We start from the raw sequence: 16786 nt of genomic DNA, 5'->3' as shown, positions 1-16786 counted from the left end.
CTCACAGGAGGTGTCGGCGGTCCACGGCCGCGGCGAGCGCGGCATGGCCGGAGGGGGTGGGATGCAGGCCGTCACCGCTGTCGTAGGCGGACAGCAGGCGCGAGGGGCGGGCCGGGTCGCGCAGCGCGGCGTCGAAGTCCGCCACGCCGTCGAAGAGCCGGCCCGTGCGTACGGCACGGTTGATCTGCTGCCGGACCGTGTCCAGTTCCGGTGTCCAGCGGATCCACCCCTCGAACGGGGTGATGGTGCAACCGACGATCCGCAGCCCGGCGCCCCGGGCCCGCAACGCCAGTTGCCGGTAGCCGGCCAGGACGAGCGCCGGGTCGCTCTGGCTGGGCGGCTGCTGGAGGTCGTTGATCCCCAGGTGCACGATCACGGAGCGCAGTCCCGGCAGCGAGAGCACATCGCGGTCGAAGCGGGACTGACCACCGGGCCCGAAGCGGGCGTCGTCCAGCAGCATCCGGTTGCCGCTGATCCCGAGGTTGGCGACGGCCGAGCCGGGCAGCCGCCGGGCCAGCTGGTCGGGCCAGCGCAGGTCGGCGTCGTCGGGGGTGCCGACGCCCTCCGCGAGGGAGTCGCCGAGGACGGCGACGACCGGGCCGCGCGCCCCCGTCGTCTCGACGCCGGTCAGCAGGAACACGGACGTGGTGCGGACGCCGTCGACCGTGTGCGACGCATGGGTGTTGCGGTGGAAGGACAGCGGCCCGGTGGGGCCCGGCAGCCGGGTCGTCACCGTCAGCCTCGCCCCGTCCGCCGCCCGCAGTCCCTCGACGGTGTCACTGGTGAGCGAGGCGCCCGCGGCCAGCCACGCCCGGCTCCGGCCGGCGAACGTCACCGGGCGGCCGCCCGCCGTCACCGGACCCACCAGGATCGGTACGGTGCCGAAGGCGTTGCCGTACCGCAGCCGCACCTGCCCGCCCGCCGACAGCCGCAGCACCGCGGTGAACTCGCCGTCGGTGAGACCGGCGCTCGCCACGGTGTCCGCGGGGGTCGGCGCGGTCTGCGCGGTCGCCCAGGACGTGGTCCAGCGGGAGCGGCGCGCACCCGTCTCTTCCGCGGCCTGTGCGGTGGGCGCTGTCAGTGTCACGGCGGCCATCCCCGCGGCCCCGGCGGCGGCCGTCAGTACCCCGCGTCTGGCGGGCCCCCGGCCGGTCACTGGGGGCACGCGCCGGTCGGGTTGTACGCGCTGCCGTAGGTGCCGACCGAGTCGCCGCCGGTGTTGCCGCTCATGGTGTTGGTGCAGACGTCCGCCTGCGGGGTGCGCATGAACTTGATGCCGCCGCCCGCGTTGCCCGTGATGGTGTTGCCGTAGACGCCGGTGTTGGTGCCGTCCGTGGCGGTGTCACCGCCGAGCCGGATGCCGGCGCCCGTGTTGGCGTGAATGGTGTTGTAGCGGAAGATGTTGCCGCTGCCGCGGGCGTCGAGCCCGCCCGAGCTGGAGTCCTTCTGGCCGCTGCAGTCGTTGTACTCGACGTAGTTGTTGGTCGAGTTCTCCTTCACGTCCACGCACTCGTTGCCCTGGGTGGCGATGGTGTTGTGGTGGATGCGGTTGTTCTTGCTGATGTCGGCGGCCGCGTCGGGGGCGCCGTTCGCCCCCTGCTGCTCGGGGGCGGTGCCGAGGTAGATGCCCTCGCCGTTCTTGCCGCCCCCGCCGAACTTGAAGTCGGCGACACCGCAGTTGGTGATGGTGTTGTCGTTCACCTCGGCGCCGGTGATGAGATAGCGCAGCCGCAGGCACTCGTCGGCGGCGTTCTTGAGGGTCATGCCGGTGATGTGGAGGGCGCCCACACCGTTACCGGGAGTCGTGCTCATGACATATATGAGCTTCAGGCGATAGCCCGACACCTCGGTGGACGAACCGTGCAGCCCGTCCACCGTGAAGCCGCTCAGCGTCGTCGAGTCGTGCTGGACCTGGATGATCCGGGCATCGCCCGCACCCTTGACCACCGCGTTCGAGGGCCCCGTGATGGTGACCCCGGCACGCTTGGTGATCACGTCCTGCTTGTACGTACCGGCGGCGAGGTTCACCACCGCGCCCGTCGGCGCCAGGTCCACGGCCTTCTGGATCGTGGCGAGCGGAGCGCCCGCCGACGTACCGGCGTTGCTGTCGCTGCCGGACGGGGAGACGTAGTACGCGCTCGCCGCCTCGGCGGCGGACGCCGGGGACGGCAGGGCGAACGGGGCGACGCCTGCGGCGAGCGCGGCGGCGAGGGTGGTGCGCATGACACGGCTCATGGGGTATGCCTCCTGGGATCAGCGAAGGACAGAGCGAGCAGTACGGGAATGCTGGGACCCAGAAGCAGCGGACCCAGCGGTACGACGAGGGACAGCAGCACGGCGGAGATCACCGCGCCGAGCAGTGCGGTGCCCCGGGCGGGAGACCCGAAGCCGAGCGCCAGCGCGCCGAGCGACCAGGACCGGAGGGAACCCTCCGGACTCCGGCCGGCCTCGGCGGCGAGCGCCACGTGATGGATGACGAGCGCGGCCGCGATGCCCACCTGCGCGGCGAGCACCACGAACGTCCAGGGCTCGGAACGGCCCAGGAAGTAGACGATGTTGGCGGCCAGCATCGCCGCGGCGGCGGTGGACAGCAGTCCGTGCCGCCACAGCGCGCGCCAGTACCGCCCGAACGAGGTGAAGGTGTTGGTGAAGCACCGGCTGTCCCCCTCAGCACGCCACCGCTGCAGGGCGGACCCCATCGCGGCGAGCGCCGGCAGCCAGGTCACCACACCCAACGCCAGCACGGCGAACGCGGCCCCGGCGGCAGCCGGATACGCCACGAACTCCAGGCGGCGCAGCAGTGTCGGCCAGCCTGACGACCGGGTCTCGGGCTCCGGTGCGGAGAGGGTTGCCCGCATGGTTCAGCCGACCTTTCCTGTGTACGGCTCGGTGACGTCGAGGAGCACCCGGCCCGCCAGTTCCAGCCGGGTGGCCGCCACGACGTACGGCGCTCCGGCGGCGGTGAGCAGGACGGCCGCCGCGTCGGCGGCGAGCGTGGCGTGCCGGATCCGGCGGGCGACGGGGGAGAGAAACACAGTCTCCGCGGCCTCCGCGCCCGCCTCGCCGCCACCGCCCGGCCGGAAGGCGACGCCGTGCCCTTCCGTGCACACGACCTCTTCCGCCGCGCAGGTCCCGCCGGGCGCGATCGCGGTGAGGAAGAGCCCGTCCGACGACCGGGTGGTCGTCGACCGCAGCGTGTGCAGGGTGCGGGTGAGGCGCAGCTCCGGCGTGCTGGACGTCGGATTGGCCTCCACTTCGGTGACCTCGCAGGTCACCGCAGCCTCCAGCGGCGCGAACTGCCGTACGAGGGCGGTGGCGGCCCCCGACCGGATCAGCCGGGCGCCGTCCGGCCGCGGCTCGGTCGGCCGGTCGGTCTGGAGCAGGAACGTCCACGCGCGCTCCTCGTCCGCCTCGGCGAGATCGAGCAGCACGAGCCGGCCCGCCGGGGTGAACACCAGGGTCCGGTCCAGGCGCCGCACCCCCAGAGCGGGGTCGTACATCGCGGCGATCTCGGCCGTGGAGTGCGCCCACCCGCCCTCCGCGTCCACCAGCACATCGCGCTGACGGGCCTGGCGCTCGTACGGGATGTCCTTGTAGACGTGGTAGCGGTCCTCGTCGGCGTACCCCTGCCCGTCCACCAGCAGCAGATTGTGGTGAGCGGCCCGCTTGCGGTTGCTGTAGCCCTCGTCCACGGCGAGGAACGCGCCCTGCGAGACCAGCACGAACGAGCCCGAGTCCGGGTGGTGATGCCCCTGGTTCAGGGTCTCCCAGCCCAGCTCCGCACGGTGCTTCTCACTGGTCTCCCACGCCCTGTGACCACCGCCGGGGCTCGCCTTGAACGACACCAGCGTGGCGTCGTCCTCCCAGCCGGTCCGCGCCGCGAGCAGCCCCAGATCCGGGAAGAACGCCCGGGTCTCGGTGGGCCGCGCCGCCGTCACGGACGGGTCGTACCAGAGGTATTCCAGGTACGCCTCCGGCAGGATGCCCGGCCGCACCCCGCTCTCGGCGGCCTCCGCCCACAGCAGTTCCCCCGAGGCCAGATCGCCCATCCACTGCGCCTCGGGGATGCCGTACTGCGCGGCCAGGCGGTAGTAGAGCCCGGCGCTGTGGCCGCTGCGCCGGTCGTGGCAGTCGCCGTGGTCGACGTTGAACGCGAAGCCGGGCGCGGTCTGATGCAGCCGGTAGCGGAAGGTGTTGGTGAGGAAGCCGCCGCGGCCCCACCAGTCGATGCCCTCGGCCTCCTTGAGGAGATCCAGATGGATCGCGAGGAACGGCACCCCGTAGCGCCAGTACACGACGCCCTCGGCATGCGAACCGTCCTCGGGCATCAGATCCAGGACCGTGCCGAGATTGTCCTTGGCGCGCTCGGTCCACTCCTCCTTGCCCAGCACATAGCCGGCCGTCGCCAGGCCCGCGTAACAGATCCAGTTGTGGTTCTGCCAGTACGACGACGACCACCAGCGGCCCTCGCTCGCCACCGCGAACTCGTACAGCCGCCGCCCCTGGAGCAGCAGCTTGTACCGCAGCAGGGCCCGCACGCCGTCCGGCAGATCCTCACCGATCCACCGGTAGGCGAGCGAGAGGTGGTGCAGCAGCCAGCCCGCGTCGAGATCGTGGTCGGGCATATGGGCCTTGCCCCAGTGCGGCAGCCGCACCGCCGCCTCGATCCACCGCCGGCTCTCCGCCAGATCGGCGGGGTCCCCGCCGATCCGGTAGGCCAGCGCCGGGTTGGACGCCGCGGGGCCCAGCCAGGTGATGCTGGCCGACGGATGCGTACGGGGCGGGGTCAGCCCCCGATGCCGGGCCGCCTCCTCCCGTACCCGGGTCTCCTGCGCGGGGCGCGGGCCGGGCGGCGGGGTCGCCGAGAGCAGCAAGGATCAGCCCTCCGTCCGGAATCGTGCCGTGGCGCCGTCCGCCAGTTCCACCGTCAGCTCCTCGCCGTCCAGCCGTACATCGGTCACCGCGGGGCCCGCGGACGCCGCCTGGTACACCGAGGCGAACACCACGTGCTCCGCCTCGACGGTGAAGTCGACCCGGGTGCGCATCCGCTGCGGGTCGTCCGCGGGTCCGGGGCCCGGCCGCGTCATCGGGCGGACCGGGAGCCCGGCGGTGTGGGTGTGCCAGCCGTGCAGGGTCTCGTCGCCGTACCAGGTGGTGCGCACCGCACCGGCCGCCTGCACCTGGACGTCCAGCGAGGTGCCCGGACGCAGCTGCGCCGAGATGCGACGCGCCTCCTGGCCCGTCACCGTCAGCAGGTCGACCAGATAGCAGTCACCGACCGCGACGCGTCGGACCGCGCGCACCGACTCGTACGCCGTGGTGACCTCGGCGGTCACCGAAGTGGCGTCCGAGCCGAGCAGCGTGCCCGCGCACTCTGCCTGTTCGCCGCCGTCCACCCGGAACGCCGGGTGCGCCTCGGTCGACGTGTACAGATCCCGGAACTCGGTATGGGCGTACGGCACCTGGCCGGGATCCGGCTGCCACGGGGTGGTGTTCCCGTACAGATACAACGACAGCTTGTCGCGGTGCCCGTGCGAGCCGCCGTGCGGACCGAAGTCCACCAGGGCATGGATGCCCGCGGCGCGCAGCACCCCGTAGCCGGCCACCGGGTACACGGTGACCGGGCCGGGCGCCGGGCGCTCGGCGAGCGGAGGGCCGGCGAACCAGCCGCCCAGCAGCGCGTCGAGCCCGTCGTCCGCCGCACCGAGCTCGTCCCGGGCCCGCCCCGCCACCGCGTCCAACGCGGCGGAGGGAACCAACTGCTGCGCGAGCGCCACCAGTTCGAGCCACTCCAGGGCGAGCGGGTCACGCAGATACGGGCCGTCGTGCAGCGCGGGAAGAATGCCGCCCGGCGTCGCGATCGTGGCCAGTACGTCCGTCATCCCGGCCAGCACGCCCACCACATCGGCGGGAATGGCCGTCGGGTCGGTGAAGCGCAGCGCCAGCAGCGCCGCCCGCAGCACGAACCCGTGGTAGTAGGTGCTGCCCTCCCACTCCCAGCCGTCCTCGGCGACGGCGACCCGCAGATGCGCGTACAGCCCGTTCCTGCCCTCCAGCCACCGCTCGGCGCCGTCCCACTCCCGGCCCCGGGCGGCCGAGGCCGCCCGGCTCGCGGAGACGCCCGCCGCGTTCAGCCACGCGGTGTAGTTGGAGGCCAGCTGCCCCTGAGCGGTGAGGACGTCACGGGCATCGAGCGCCGCCCGCTCCAGGTCGTCCAGCAGCGGCAGCAGGACCGCCAGGCCCTCGGTGCCCCGCTCGGCGAGCGTGCTCACCGTGTGCCCGACGTTCACCGCCCAGATGGCGTCCGTCAGCGCCTGGTGGAACAGCCGGCCGCGCAGCATCCAGGTCTGCGCCTCGCCGTGCTGATCGGTCGCCAGCTCCGCGTAGAGACCCGCGTACTCCACCAGCCGCGCCACCGCCTCGGAGTCCTGCCCGCCCCGGTGGGCGAGCACCCGCAGCTGCCGCGCCCACGCCTGGTGCGACAGCACCGTCCAGGCGCCGCGCACCGCCTCGTCGTCCACCCGGCAGCCGTGCGCACAGCGTGCGCCGCCCGCCGGGAAGACCCCGGCGAGCAGATCGCCGTGGTCCAGCTCCACTCCGTGCGCCGGGCAGATGTACGCGTGCCACCAGCCGCCGCGCTCCCGCGCGATCCGCCTCAACGCGGCCACACGCCACCGTCGATGTCCAGCGTGGTGGCGGTGAGGAAACCGGAGGCGGGCGACGCGAGGTGCACGACCGCCGAGGCGACGTCCTCCGGCGTGCCGGCCCGGCCCACCGGGATGCCCGCCTCCATCGCCTGCTGCGCCTCGGGCGCGGTGAACGTGTCGTGGAAGGCGGTGCCCTTGATGAAGCCCGGAGCGACCGTGTTGACCGTGATCCCGGTCCCGGCCAGCTCCTTGGCCAGACCCTTGGTGAAGCCGCGGATGCCGGCCTTGGCGGCGGCGTACGCCACCGAGCCGGGGCCGCCGCCGTTGTGCGCGGCCAGCGAGGACAGGGTGATGATGCGCCCGGCGGACGACTTCGTCAGATGTGGCAGGGCGGCCCGCACGGTGCGGAAGGCCGATGTCAGGTTGACGGAGAGGACCTGGTCGAAGTGGTCGTCGCTCATCTCGGCGATCTTCGCGCGGCCGATGAGGTGGCCCGCGTTGCAGACGAGGACATCCAGCCCGCCGAGGAAGCCGGTGGCCTCCTCGACCAGGCGGTCCACGTCGGCGGTCACCGTCACATCGGCCCCGAACGCCTTCGCCCGGCGGCCCAGCGCCTCGATCGCCGAGACCGTCTTCGCGGCCTCGTCGGCGGAGGAGTGGTAGTGGACGGCGACATCGGCGCCGGCCTCGGCGAGAGCGACGGCGATGGCGCGGCCGATGCCGTGGCCCGCCCCCGTCACCAGCGCGCGGGAGCCGTGGAGATCAGCAGACATGGGTGAAGCCCTTTCGATAACCGGTCACCTGAGGACCGGAACCGGTCACTTGAGACCGGCGGTTGCGAAGCCCTGCACGAAGTAGCGCTGGCCGATGAGGAAGAGAATGACCATGGGGAGGGTGGCCAGCGTGGTGCCGGCCATCAGGAAGTGCCATTGGGGGCCGTTCTCCGTCTTGAAGACGGAGAGCCCCACCTGGATCACCCGCAGACTGTCCGTGCGGGTCACCAGCAGCGGCCACAGGAAGTTGTTCCACGAGGACTCGAAGGTCAGCAGCGCCACCGTGGTGAGCGCGGGCTTGACCTGCGGGGTCATGATCCGGGCGTAGATCCGGAACTCGCCGAGCCCGTCGAGCCGGGCCGCCTCCTCCAGCTCCACCGGGAGGTCCAGGTAGAACTGTCGGAAGAGGAAGACCGCGAACGGGGTGACGGCACCGGGGATGATGAGCGCCCACCAGGTGTCCAGCCAGCCGCTGCCGCCCTGGCCGAGGATGTCGTTCCCGCCGGCCAGCGGCATGAAGCGGACGATCAGGAACTCCGGCAGCACCTTGGTGTACGTCGGGATCATCAGCGCCGCGATGAACAGGTAGAAGATCATGTCGCTGCCGCGGAACTTGATCCGCGCCAGCGAGTACCCGGCCATCGAGGCGATCAGCACGTTGAGCACGGTGTGACTGAGCGCGATGATGAAGCTGTTGCGGGCGTACGTGGCGAACGGCGCCGCTTTCAGCGCGTCGACGTAGTTCCCGAACGCCCAGTGCTCCGGCAGCAGTCCGGCGTCCTGGGAGGCGATCTCCACCGGCGTCTTGAGCGAGGTGAGCACCATCCAGATGAACGGCACCATCATCAGCAGGGAGACCACCGACAGCGTCAGATAGAGCGCGATCCTCCCGGCCGAGACCGGTTTGCGGTTCGGCCGGAGCCTTGGTGCGGGCGCCGGCTTCTGAAGCTCAGCTGTGGCCACGGGTGCCTCCCATGATCCGCCGGTTGACCAGGGTGAAGCCCATCAGCAGCACGAACAGCACGAGCGACTGCGCGGAGGCGTAACCGACGCGGAACTCCCGGAAGGCGGACTTGTAGATCTCGAACGTCATCATCGTGGTGCTGTTGGCGGGGCCGCCGTCGGTGAGGATGTAGATCTGGTCGAAGGACTGGAACGCGGTGATCATCGAGGTGATGAGCACGAAGAACGTCGCGGGCTTCAGCAGCGGCAGCGTGATGGCGAAGAACTGCCGCACCTTGGAGGCGCCGTCCACCGAGGCCGCTTCGTACAGCTCCTTCGGCATGGACTGGAGCGCGGCCAGATAGATGAGCATCTTCATGCCGATGCCCTGCCAGATGCCGACCAGGATCACCGAGGGCATCGCCCAGCCCGTCGAGGACAGCCAGGCCGGACCGTCGATGCCGACGAACGACAGCAACGCGTTGAGCAGACCGTTGCCCGGGTTGTAGATCCACAGCCAGACCAGCGCGATGGCGACGGTCGCCGTGACCTGCGGCAGGAACACCGCGGTGCGGAAGAAGCCGCGCGCCTTGAGGCCGGTGTGCAGCGCCAGGGCCGTCAGCAGACCGAGTACCATCCCGAACGGAACGGTGAAGAAGGTGTAGATGACGGTGTTGACGATGGACTTGCGGAAGACCGCGTCGTCCATCATGTCCCGGAAGTTGTCCAGTCCCACGAACTGCGGCGCCGTCAGCACGTCGTACTTCGTGAAGGCCAGGACCACCGAGGCCACGACCGGCAGGCCGATCCACAGGGAGGCGTGCAGCAGCGCGGGCGCCACCATGAGCATGCCTGCCCGGCGGCGGCGGCGCCCCGGGCCCGTGGGGACCCGGCCGGTGCGCTTCGGCGCCGATTTCTCAGGAGAGGCGGGCGGCCGCGCGGGCCGTGCCTTCAATACGGATGTCGCTCCCACAGTGACGGGTCCTCACATCCGGCCGATGGCGGCCTCGGCGAGCCGGCCGAGTTCCGCGATGGCGTCCTTCGCGGACTGGTCGCCCACGATCGCCGGCTCCAGCGTCGGCTTGATCTTTTCGCGGATCTCCATCCAGGCGGCGGTGCCGCCCTCGGAGACGGCGTGCTGAAGGTTCTGCAAGGAGAGGTCGACGAACTGGTTCTCCTTCACATAGCTGGAGTCGTTGAGGTCGCGCAGACCGGGCACCGAACCGCGCTGCGACGCCGCGCCGAGGATCGATTCGGGCGTTGCGAGGTACTCCACCAGCGCGCGTGCCGCCGCCGGGTGCTTGGAGCTCGCGGACTGGGTGACGAGGGTGCCGCCCTGGAGCATCGCCGGCTTGCGGTTGGCCAGGACGAACGCGCCCAGCTTGTCGTCCTTGATCAGGTCCGGATTCTGCTCCGTGACCTGGACCCACAGCGCGCTCGTCGTCATCATCATCGAGGCCTTGCCGGTCGCTACGTTCGTCGGTGCGCCGAGCTCCGTCTTCTTGGCGTAGACCGCCGAACCGTCCTTGATCAGGTCCTTGAAGAGCTGCAGGGCCTCGACCCCGCGGGCGTCGTTGAACAGCACCTTCTTGCCGTCCTCGCTGAACAACTGGCCGCCGTTGGCGAAGAGGAAGGTCTCCCAGCACTGGCGCAGCTCGATGGAGAACGGGTCGAATCCGATCCGGCCGTCCCTCGTCAGCTGCTTGGCCACGGCACGCAGCTCGGCCCAGTTGGCCGGGGTCTTCTTGATCCCTGCCTCGGCGAAGTGGTCCTTGCGGTAGACCACGATGCGGGTGTCCAGCACCACCGGAAGCGCGTAGAGCTTGCCGTCGTAACGGGACGGCTCCAGCACCCGCTTCTCGTAGTCGTGCGCGGTCGCCAGCTTCTCCGGCAGTTCGGCGATCGCCTTCTTGGCGGCGAACGGCGGTATCCAGCCGACACCCATCATCAGTACGTCGGGCAGCAGCCCGCCCGCGAGACCGGTGGTGATCTTCTCGTTCAGCTGGGCGTACGTGGTGTAGTCCACGTTCACCTTGACGTCCGGATACTTCTTCCGGAACCCGCCGAGGATCTTCCCCTCCAGCAGCGTCTTGCCTTTGGCGCCTTCGTAGATCGGGGTGAGCAGCGTGATCTCACCCTCGGCGGGGCCGTCGGCCGAGCCGGCGGAGGTGGAGCCGGTGCCGCAGCCGGTGATGGCCGCAGCAGTGCCCGCGCCGATGACAGCGAGCAGCGACCGTCTGTTGAGTTCCATGGGACACCCCTTTTGAGGTGGAAGCTGTGGATCGATCCAGCGATGGTGTCCCAGCCATGGCTGGGAAGTGCTGGTAAATCGATGCACTGAGACTAGGAACGCCGTGAGAGCGGCGTCAACAGCTGATGCACAACAATTTTTCAGGAAAGTTAACGGGTGTATCGATGGAGAGAGTTAAGTAAATCGATACACTACGATCGGCAGGTCGTTCCGAACCGGAGGTGGCATGAGCGGGGTTACGATCCATCAGGTTGCGGCGGCTGCGGGGGTGTCCGCGAGCACCGTGTCCAACGTCCTCAACGGGCGCACGGACCGTATGCAGGCGGCGACCCTGGCCCGTGTCGAGCAGGCCATCGAGCAGCTGAACTACCGGCCCAACCGGGCGGCACGGATGCTGCGCACGGGCCGGATCAAGGTGATCGGCCTCATCGTGCCGTCCGTCGCCAACCCCTTCTGGGGGGCTCTCGCCCGCGAGCTGGAGGCCATCGCGCTCGCCGAGGGCTATCACGTCCTGCTCTGCAACAGTGAGCGCGACCCGGCCCGTGAGCTCAAGTACGGCGAGGAACTGCTCGCCGACGGGGTGAGCGGTGTGGTGCTCTGCTCCTCACTGCCCTCGCTCGAACATGTGGCGCCGCTGCTCAGCCGGGGTCTGAAGATGGTCGCCTTCGACCGCACGGCCCAGGCGGGCGATCCGGCGTCGCTGGCCAGTATCAGCGTGGACAACGCCATGGGGGCCGAGCTCGCCACCCGTCACCTGATCGAACTCGGTCACCGGAGGCTCGCCTTCGTCTCCGGCTCCGTCAACAGTGTCAACCGGCGCGAGCGGCTGCGCGGCTTCCGGGCGGCCCTGGAGTCGGCCGGTCTCGATCCGGCCGACGCGATCGTGTGGCCCGGGGCGGAGACCGCCGAGTTCGGGGACAAGGACGCCGCCGAGCTGGGCCGCAACGCGGCTCGCGAGCTGCTGGGCGGACCGCGTCCGCCCACCGCGTTCGTCGCGATCAACGACATGTGCGCGATCGGGATCTGCCGGGGCGCGAAGGACGCCGGACTCAGTGCCGGAAAGGACATCTCGGTCGTCGGCTTCGACGACATCCTGCTCGCGGACCTGTTCGAACCGCCGCTCACCACGGTCCGCCAGCCGCTCCCCGAGATGGCCGCGGAGACGTTCCAGCAGCTCAGGGCCCGGATCGACTCGGCGCCCTCGGCGGGGCGTTCGCTGCTCATCCGCCCCCGGCTGGTGGTGCGCAAGTCGACGGCACCGGCGCCGGTGCTGGTGCCGTCACCGACGCCCGCGCCGTCACAGGCGCCCGCACCGGTGGCCTGAGCGGGCGGGCGCCGGTGACGGCGCGGGCGCGGTGAGCAGGCGTCCGGCCGGGCGGCCCGTACGGTTCACCCGGCCCGTACGGTTCACCCGGCTCGGTCGGCTCAGTCGGCCGAAGCCGTCCAGCCGGTCGCCTCGATCCGCCCGGCGTCCCGCGGCCTCGACTCGTCGAAGACCGTGCGGCCGCCGTCCCGGACCCGGATGCCGTCCACGTACGCGCCGCGCCCCACGTACAGCTGGTCCGTGGTGTAACGCCACCGCAGGCGCACCTCCTTGCCGCGCCAGGCGGCCAGGTCCGCCTCCAGCCGGTGCCAGCGGCGCCCCGACCAGCCGGACACCGAGCCCGTCGGGCGGTCCTCGGGCTCCCGGTCCGGGCCGGAGCCGGTCGCGACGGTGGTGAACGGCACCGTCTGCCAGCTCGCCCCCGCGTCCGCCGACAGCTCCAGGGCGAGGACGTCGGAGCCGGGCTCGGTGTCCCACCACAGCGCACAGCTCACCTCGGACCGCGTGGACGCCAGGCGCAGCGCGGGCAGTGCGAGCGTGGCGGTGGCGGAGCTCGCCATGCCGGAGAACCAGGCGGTGCGCCCCCGGGCCGGCCGCACCGGGACCGCCCGTGCCATCCGGTTGGCCGTGGCTACCCGGGGTGCGCTGCCGGAGCGCCAATTACGTACGGGATGCACCGAATTGCCCAGCACGATCAGAAATGAGTCGGTCGACGGGTCCAGGACCAGGCTGGTGCCGGTGAAGCCGGTGTGGCCCGCGGTGCGGGGGGTGGCCATCGCTCCCATGTACCAGTGCTGGTAGAGCTCGAAGCCGAGACCGTGCTCATCGCCCGGGAACGCGGTGTTGAAGTCGGTGAACATCAGCTCCACCGACTCCTCGGACAGGATCCGGGAGCGCCCGTAGACCCCGCCGTTGAGCAGCGTACGGGCGAGGATCGCCAGGTCCCAGGCGCAGGAGAACACTCCTGCGTGGCCCGCGACCCCCTCCAGGCTGTACGCGTTCTCGTCGTGCACCTCGCCCCAGACGAGCCCGCGCTCCAGGCCCGACCACGGCAGCCGGGCGTCCTCGGTGGCGGCGATCTTCGGCTTCCAGGAGGCCGGCGGGTTGTAGCGAGTGCGGTGCATCCCCAGCGGAGCGGTGATCTCGTCGCGGAGCAGTTCATCCTGAGCGCGGCCGGTGATCTTCTCCAGGATCAGTTGCAGCGAGATCAGATTCAGGTCGGAGTAGAGATAGGCGCTGCCCGGTGCGCTCGCGGGCACCTCGTTCCACAGCAGCCGCAGCTTCCCTTCCCGGGTCGGCTCCTTGTAGAGGGGGATCCACGACCGGAAGCCGGATGTGTGCGTCAGCAGCTGGCGGACCGTGATGCCCTGCTTGCCGCCGCCCGCGAAGTCCGGGAGATACGAGGCGACCGTCGCCTCCAGCTCCAGCGTGCCCCGCTCGATCTGCTGCACGGCCAGGATCGAGGTGAAGAGCTTGGAGACCGAGGCGAGGTCGAAGACGGTGTCCTCGGCCATCGCGATCTGCTGCTCCGCCGGGAACTCCACACCCGTGTCGGTCTTCTCGTCGTACCCGGCATAGCGCACAGCCTTGCCGATCGGCCGGTGCAGAGCCACCGTGCCGCCGCGTCCGGCGAGCAGGACCGCGCCCGCGTACCAGGGGTGCTTGGGGGAGTCGCTCAGGTACTGCTCCGCATCGGTGACGAGCTGGTCCAGCTGTCCCTGGAGCAGTCCGGCGCGGGCGGCGGAACCGCGTCGCAGCGTGGGGCGCCCCGAAGCGGGCCCCGGTTGCGCACCCTTGTCCGTACCCACGCCCGTACCCACGCCCGTTCCTGTGCCCGGTTCCGCCCCGGCGGCCGTTCCCGCGAGGGGGATCGGCGCGAGGGCGAGTGCTCCGCCCAGGGCCAGTATCCCGCCCCCCAGTCTCCGGCGGCTGAATCCGCTCCCTGTCGCGTCCCCGGTCATCCGCAACCCCTCCAGCGTGTGGGGGCATCCACGGGGCGGCGCCCGCGTGGCAGCCCGCGCGAAAGTAACTTTCGAAAAGTTGGTCGAAGAGTGAAACTTCTTGCCGCCGCCGAGATTACTGGCACCCCTGCCGCCCCGTACGGCCCCGGCGGCACAAAGAATCTGACACAGCATCAGGAAATCTCTTCCTTCGGTTGTCCGGCTGCGGCATCCTGCCGCCCATGGAGACGGAGCTGAGCAGAAAACTGGGGATCGAGCACGCCATCTTCGGCTTCACGCCGTTCCCCGCGGTCGCCGCTGCCATCACCAGAGCCGGCGGTCTGGGGGTGCTCGGAGCGGTCCGGTACACCGCCCCGGACGACCTGGCGCGCGACCTCGACTGGATGACGGAGCACGTCGACGGCAAGCCGTACGGCCTGGACGTCGTCATGCCGGCCAAGAAGGTGGAAGGGGTCACCGAGGCGGATGTCGAGGCGATGATCCCGGACGGACACCGCAGATTCGTCCAGGACACCCTCGCCGCACACGGCGTCCCCGACCTCGCGGAGGGCGAGGCGTCCGGCTGGCGCATCACCGGCTGGATGGAAGAGGTCGCCCGCAACCAGCTCGACGTGGCCTTCGACTACCCGATCAAACTCCTCGCCAACGCCCTCGGCTCCCCGCCCCCCGACGTGGTCCGCCGCGCCCACGAGCACGGGGTGCTCGTCGCCGCCCTCGCGGGCAGCGCCAAACACGCCCGGCGGCACGCCGAAGCGGGCATCGACATCGTCGTCGCCCAGGGATACGAGGCGGGCGGCCACACCGGAGAGATCGCCTCCATGGTGCTGGTCCCCGAAGTGGTCGACGCCGTCGGCCCGCTGCCCGTCCTCGCCGCCGGAGGCATCGGCAGCGGCGAACAGATCGCCGCCGGGCTCGCCCTGGGCGCCCAGGGCGTATGGCTCGGTTCCCTCTGGCTCACCACCGAAGAGGCCGACCTCCACTCCCCGGCCCTGACCCGCAAACTCCTCGACGCGGGCTCCGGGGACACCGTGCGCTCCCGCGCCCTCACCGGGAAACCCGCACGCCAGCTGCGTACCGAATGGACCGACGCCTGGGACGACGCCGCCGGACCCGGCACCCTGCCCATGCCGCTCCAGGGGCTCCTGGTCGCCGAAGCGGTCTCCCGGATCCAGAAGTACGAGATCGGGGCCCTGCTCGGTACACCGGTCGGGCAGATCGTGGGACGGATGAACGCCGAACGCGGCGTCCAGGCGGTCTTCGACGACCTGACCCGCGGCTTCGAACGCGCCGTGGACCGGATCAACCGCATCGCCGGACGGAGCGCGTCATGAACCAGCCCCCCAACGGCTTCTGGGCCCAGGCCACCGCGGACCCCGGCCGCACCGTCCTCGTCGCACCCGACGGCGAGGAATGGAGCGCGGGCCGGCTGCACGCCGCCGCCAACCGCATGGTCCACGGACTGCGTGCCGCGGGCCTCGGGCGGGGCGACGCGTTCGCCGTCGTCCTGCCCAACGGAGTGGAGTTCCTCACCGCCTATCTCGCCGCCTCCCAGGCCGGTTTCTATCTGGTCCCCGTCAACCACCACCTCGTCGGCCCCGAGATCGCCTGGATCGTCGCGGACTCCGGGGCCAAGGTCCTGATCGCGCACGAACGGTTCGCGGACGCCGCGACCGCCGCCGCCGACGAGGCGAACCTGCCCGCCACCCATCGCTACGCCGTCGGCACGGTCGACGGCTGCCGCCCGTACGCGGAACTGCTCGACGGCCGGCCGGACACCCCGCCCGCCGACCGCACGCTGGGCTGGGTCATGAACTACACCTCGGGCACCACCGGCCGCCCCCGCGGCATCCGGCGGCCGCTCTCCGGAAAACTCCCCGAGGAGAGCCACCTCGGCGGCTTCCTGGGCATCTTCGGCATCAAACCGTTCGACGACCATGTGCATCTGGTCTGCTCACCGCTCTACCACACGGCCGTGCTCCAGTTCGCGGGCGCGGCCCTGCACATCGGCCACCCGCTGGTCCTGATGGACAGATGGGCACCGCAGGAGATGCTCCGGGTCATCGACGCGCACCGCTGCACACACACGCATATGGTCCCCACCCAGTTCCACCGCCTCCTCGCCCTTCCCGACGAGGTCAAGCGGCGCTACGACGTCTCGACGATGCGGCACGCCATCCATGGGGCCGCCCCCTGCCCCGACCACGTCAAGCGCGCCATGATCGACTGGTGGGGACGGTGCGTCGAGGAGTACTACGCGGCCAGCGAGGGCGGCGGCGCGTTCGCCACCGCCGAGGACTGGCTGAAGAAGCCGGGAACCGTCGGAAAGGCCTGGCCCATCAGCGAACTGGCCATCTTCGACGACGACGGGAACCGTCTGGCGCCCGGCGAACTGGGCACCGTCTACATGAAGATGAGCACCGGCGGCTTCAGCTACCACAAGGACGAGACCAAGACCCGGAAGAACCGCATCGGCGACTTCTTCACCGTAGGTGACCTGGGCGTCCTCGATGAGGACGGCTATCTCTTCCTCCGTGACCGCAAGATCGACATGATCATCTCGGGTGGGGTCAACATCTACCCCGCCGAGATCGAGGCGGCCCTTCTCGCCCACCCCGCGGTCGCCGACGCGGCCGTCTTCGGCATCCCGCACAGCGACTGGGGGGAGCAGGTCAAGGCCGTCGTCGAAGCGGCCGAGGGCTTCGAGCCCGGGGACGGCCTCGCCGCCGTAATCCTCGCCCACTGCGAACAGCGGCTCGCCGGGTTCAAGCGGCCCAGGAGCGTCGACTTCATCGCCGCGATGCCCCGCGACCCCAACGGCAAGCTGTACAAACGACGCCTGCGCGACCCGTACTGGGAGGGCCGCGCACGCGCCCTGTGAACCGGCGGTC

General features: G+C 70.8%; 13 protein-coding genes. 3 read left to right on the top strand and 10 right to left on the bottom strand.

Annotated elements, in window-relative coordinates; genetic code table 11:
• Window position 1 precedes the first annotated feature (1 nt).
• The 9 genes from A6A29_RS40340 to A6A29_RS40300 form a co-directional block, all read right to left on the bottom strand.
• Window positions 2–1156 carry an SGNH/GDSL hydrolase family protein gene (locus tag A6A29_RS40340; protein ID WP_073728677.1) on the bottom strand — a complete coding sequence of 385 codons (1155 nt, stop codon included), beginning with the start codon at window positions 1154–1156 and terminating at the stop codon, window positions 2–4.
• Complete coding sequence (locus A6A29_RS40335; RefSeq protein ID WP_073728675.1) at window positions 1153–2235, bottom strand: DUF1565 domain-containing protein; 1083 nt, start codon at window positions 2233–2235, stop codon at window positions 1153–1155. The genes A6A29_RS40340 and A6A29_RS40335 overlap by 4 nt, the downstream gene beginning before the upstream one ends.
• Window positions 2232–2858, bottom strand: a complete 627-nt coding sequence (locus A6A29_RS40330) for a DUF624 domain-containing protein (protein ID WP_073728673.1) — start codon at window positions 2856–2858, stop codon at window positions 2232–2234. The genes A6A29_RS40335 and A6A29_RS40330 overlap by 4 nt, the downstream gene beginning before the upstream one ends.
• Window positions 2859–2861: 3 nt before the next feature.
• Complete coding sequence (locus A6A29_RS40325; protein ID WP_073728671.1) at window positions 2862–4874, bottom strand: heparinase II/III family protein; 2013 nt, start codon at window positions 4872–4874, stop codon at window positions 2862–2864.
• A gap of 3 nt (window positions 4875–4877) precedes the next feature.
• Entirely contained in the window at window positions 4878–6668 is a 1791-nt protein-coding gene (locus tag A6A29_RS40320) for a heparinase II/III domain-containing protein (RefSeq protein ID WP_198953571.1), read from the bottom strand.
• Window positions 6656–7420 carry an SDR family NAD(P)-dependent oxidoreductase gene (locus A6A29_RS40315; RefSeq protein ID WP_073728669.1) on the bottom strand — a complete coding sequence of 255 codons (765 nt, stop codon included), beginning with the start codon at window positions 7418–7420 and terminating at the stop codon, window positions 6656–6658. The genes A6A29_RS40320 and A6A29_RS40315 overlap by 13 nt, the downstream gene beginning before the upstream one ends.
• 45 nt (window positions 7421–7465) lie before the next feature.
• Window positions 7466–8383 carry a carbohydrate ABC transporter permease gene (locus A6A29_RS40310; protein WP_073728667.1) on the bottom strand — a complete coding sequence of 306 codons (918 nt, stop codon included), beginning with the start codon at window positions 8381–8383 and terminating at the stop codon, window positions 7466–7468.
• A complete protein-coding gene (locus A6A29_RS40305) occupies window positions 8370–9206 on the bottom strand; it encodes a carbohydrate ABC transporter permease (RefSeq protein ID WP_241838826.1) in 837 nt (278 codons plus the stop codon). The genes A6A29_RS40310 and A6A29_RS40305 overlap by 14 nt, the downstream gene beginning before the upstream one ends.
• A gap of 141 nt (window positions 9207–9347) precedes the next feature.
• On the bottom strand, window positions 9348–10613 hold the full coding sequence (locus A6A29_RS40300; RefSeq protein ID WP_073728663.1) for an ABC transporter substrate-binding protein: 1266 nt from the start codon (window positions 10611–10613) through the stop codon (window positions 9348–9350).
• A 226-nt stretch (window positions 10614–10839) separates the two neighbouring features.
• Between A6A29_RS40300 and A6A29_RS40295 the strand changes: the two genes are divergently transcribed.
• Entirely contained in the window at window positions 10840–11937 is a 1098-nt protein-coding gene (locus A6A29_RS40295) for a LacI family DNA-binding transcriptional regulator (RefSeq protein WP_073728637.1), read from the top strand.
• Between the two features lie 101 nt (window positions 11938–12038).
• Here the strand turns inward: A6A29_RS40295 and A6A29_RS40290 are convergent, their stop codons facing one another.
• On the bottom strand, window positions 12039–13898 hold the full coding sequence (locus A6A29_RS40290) for a serine hydrolase domain-containing protein (RefSeq protein WP_073728635.1): 1860 nt from the start codon (window positions 13896–13898) through the stop codon (window positions 12039–12041).
• A 221-nt stretch (window positions 13899–14119) separates the two neighbouring features.
• Between A6A29_RS40290 and A6A29_RS40285 the strand changes: the two genes are divergently transcribed.
• Window positions 14120–15229, top strand: a complete 1110-nt coding sequence (locus A6A29_RS40285) for a nitronate monooxygenase (RefSeq protein ID WP_073728901.1) — start codon at window positions 14120–14122, stop codon at window positions 15227–15229.
• Window positions 15226–16776, top strand: coding sequence for an acyl-CoA synthetase (locus A6A29_RS40280; protein WP_073728633.1), 1551 nt, complete (start codon window positions 15226–15228; stop codon window positions 16774–16776). The genes A6A29_RS40285 and A6A29_RS40280 overlap by 4 nt, the downstream gene beginning before the upstream one ends.
• Window positions 16777–16786: the final 10 nt, after the last annotated feature.

Origin of the sequence: Streptomyces sp. TSRI0281 (assembly GCF_001905125.1) — a bacterium.
In the GTDB taxonomy this organism is placed as follows: domain Bacteria; phylum Actinomycetota; class Actinomycetes; order Streptomycetales; family Streptomycetaceae; genus Streptomyces.
The sequence above is the reverse complement of the archived record's forward strand: the minus strand, read 5'-3'. Positions and strand labels throughout refer to the sequence as shown.

Excerpts from the sequence above, each read along its gene's own strand:
- A6A29_RS40285 (WP_073728901.1), top strand. The coding sequence starts at position 14,120 with ATGGAGACGGAGCTGAGCAGAAAACTGGGGATCGAGCACGCCATCTTC.
- A6A29_RS40300 (WP_073728663.1), bottom strand. The coding sequence starts at position 10,613 with ATGGAACTCAACAGACGGTCGCTGCTCGCTGTCATCGGCGCGGGCACT.
- A6A29_RS40290 (WP_073728635.1), bottom strand. The coding sequence starts at position 13,898 with ATGACCGGGGACGCGACAGGGAGCGGATTCAGCCGCCGGAGACTGGGG.
- A6A29_RS40330 (WP_073728673.1), bottom strand. The coding sequence starts at position 2,858 with ATGCGGGCAACCCTCTCCGCACCGGAGCCCGAGACCCGGTCGTCAGGC.
- A6A29_RS40315 (WP_073728669.1), bottom strand. The coding sequence starts at position 7,420 with ATGTCTGCTGATCTCCACGGCTCCCGCGCGCTGGTGACGGGGGCGGGC.
- A6A29_RS40295 (WP_073728637.1), top strand. The coding sequence starts at position 10,840 with ATGAGCGGGGTTACGATCCATCAGGTTGCGGCGGCTGCGGGGGTGTCC.
- A6A29_RS40280 (WP_073728633.1), top strand. The coding sequence starts at position 15,226 with ATGAACCAGCCCCCCAACGGCTTCTGGGCCCAGGCCACCGCGGACCCC.
- A6A29_RS40305 (WP_241838826.1), bottom strand. The coding sequence starts at position 9,206 with ATGGTGGCGCCCGCGCTGCTGCACGCCTCCCTGTGGATCGGCCTGCCG.
- A6A29_RS40335 (WP_073728675.1), bottom strand. The coding sequence starts at position 2,235 with ATGAGCCGTGTCATGCGCACCACCCTCGCCGCCGCGCTCGCCGCAGGC.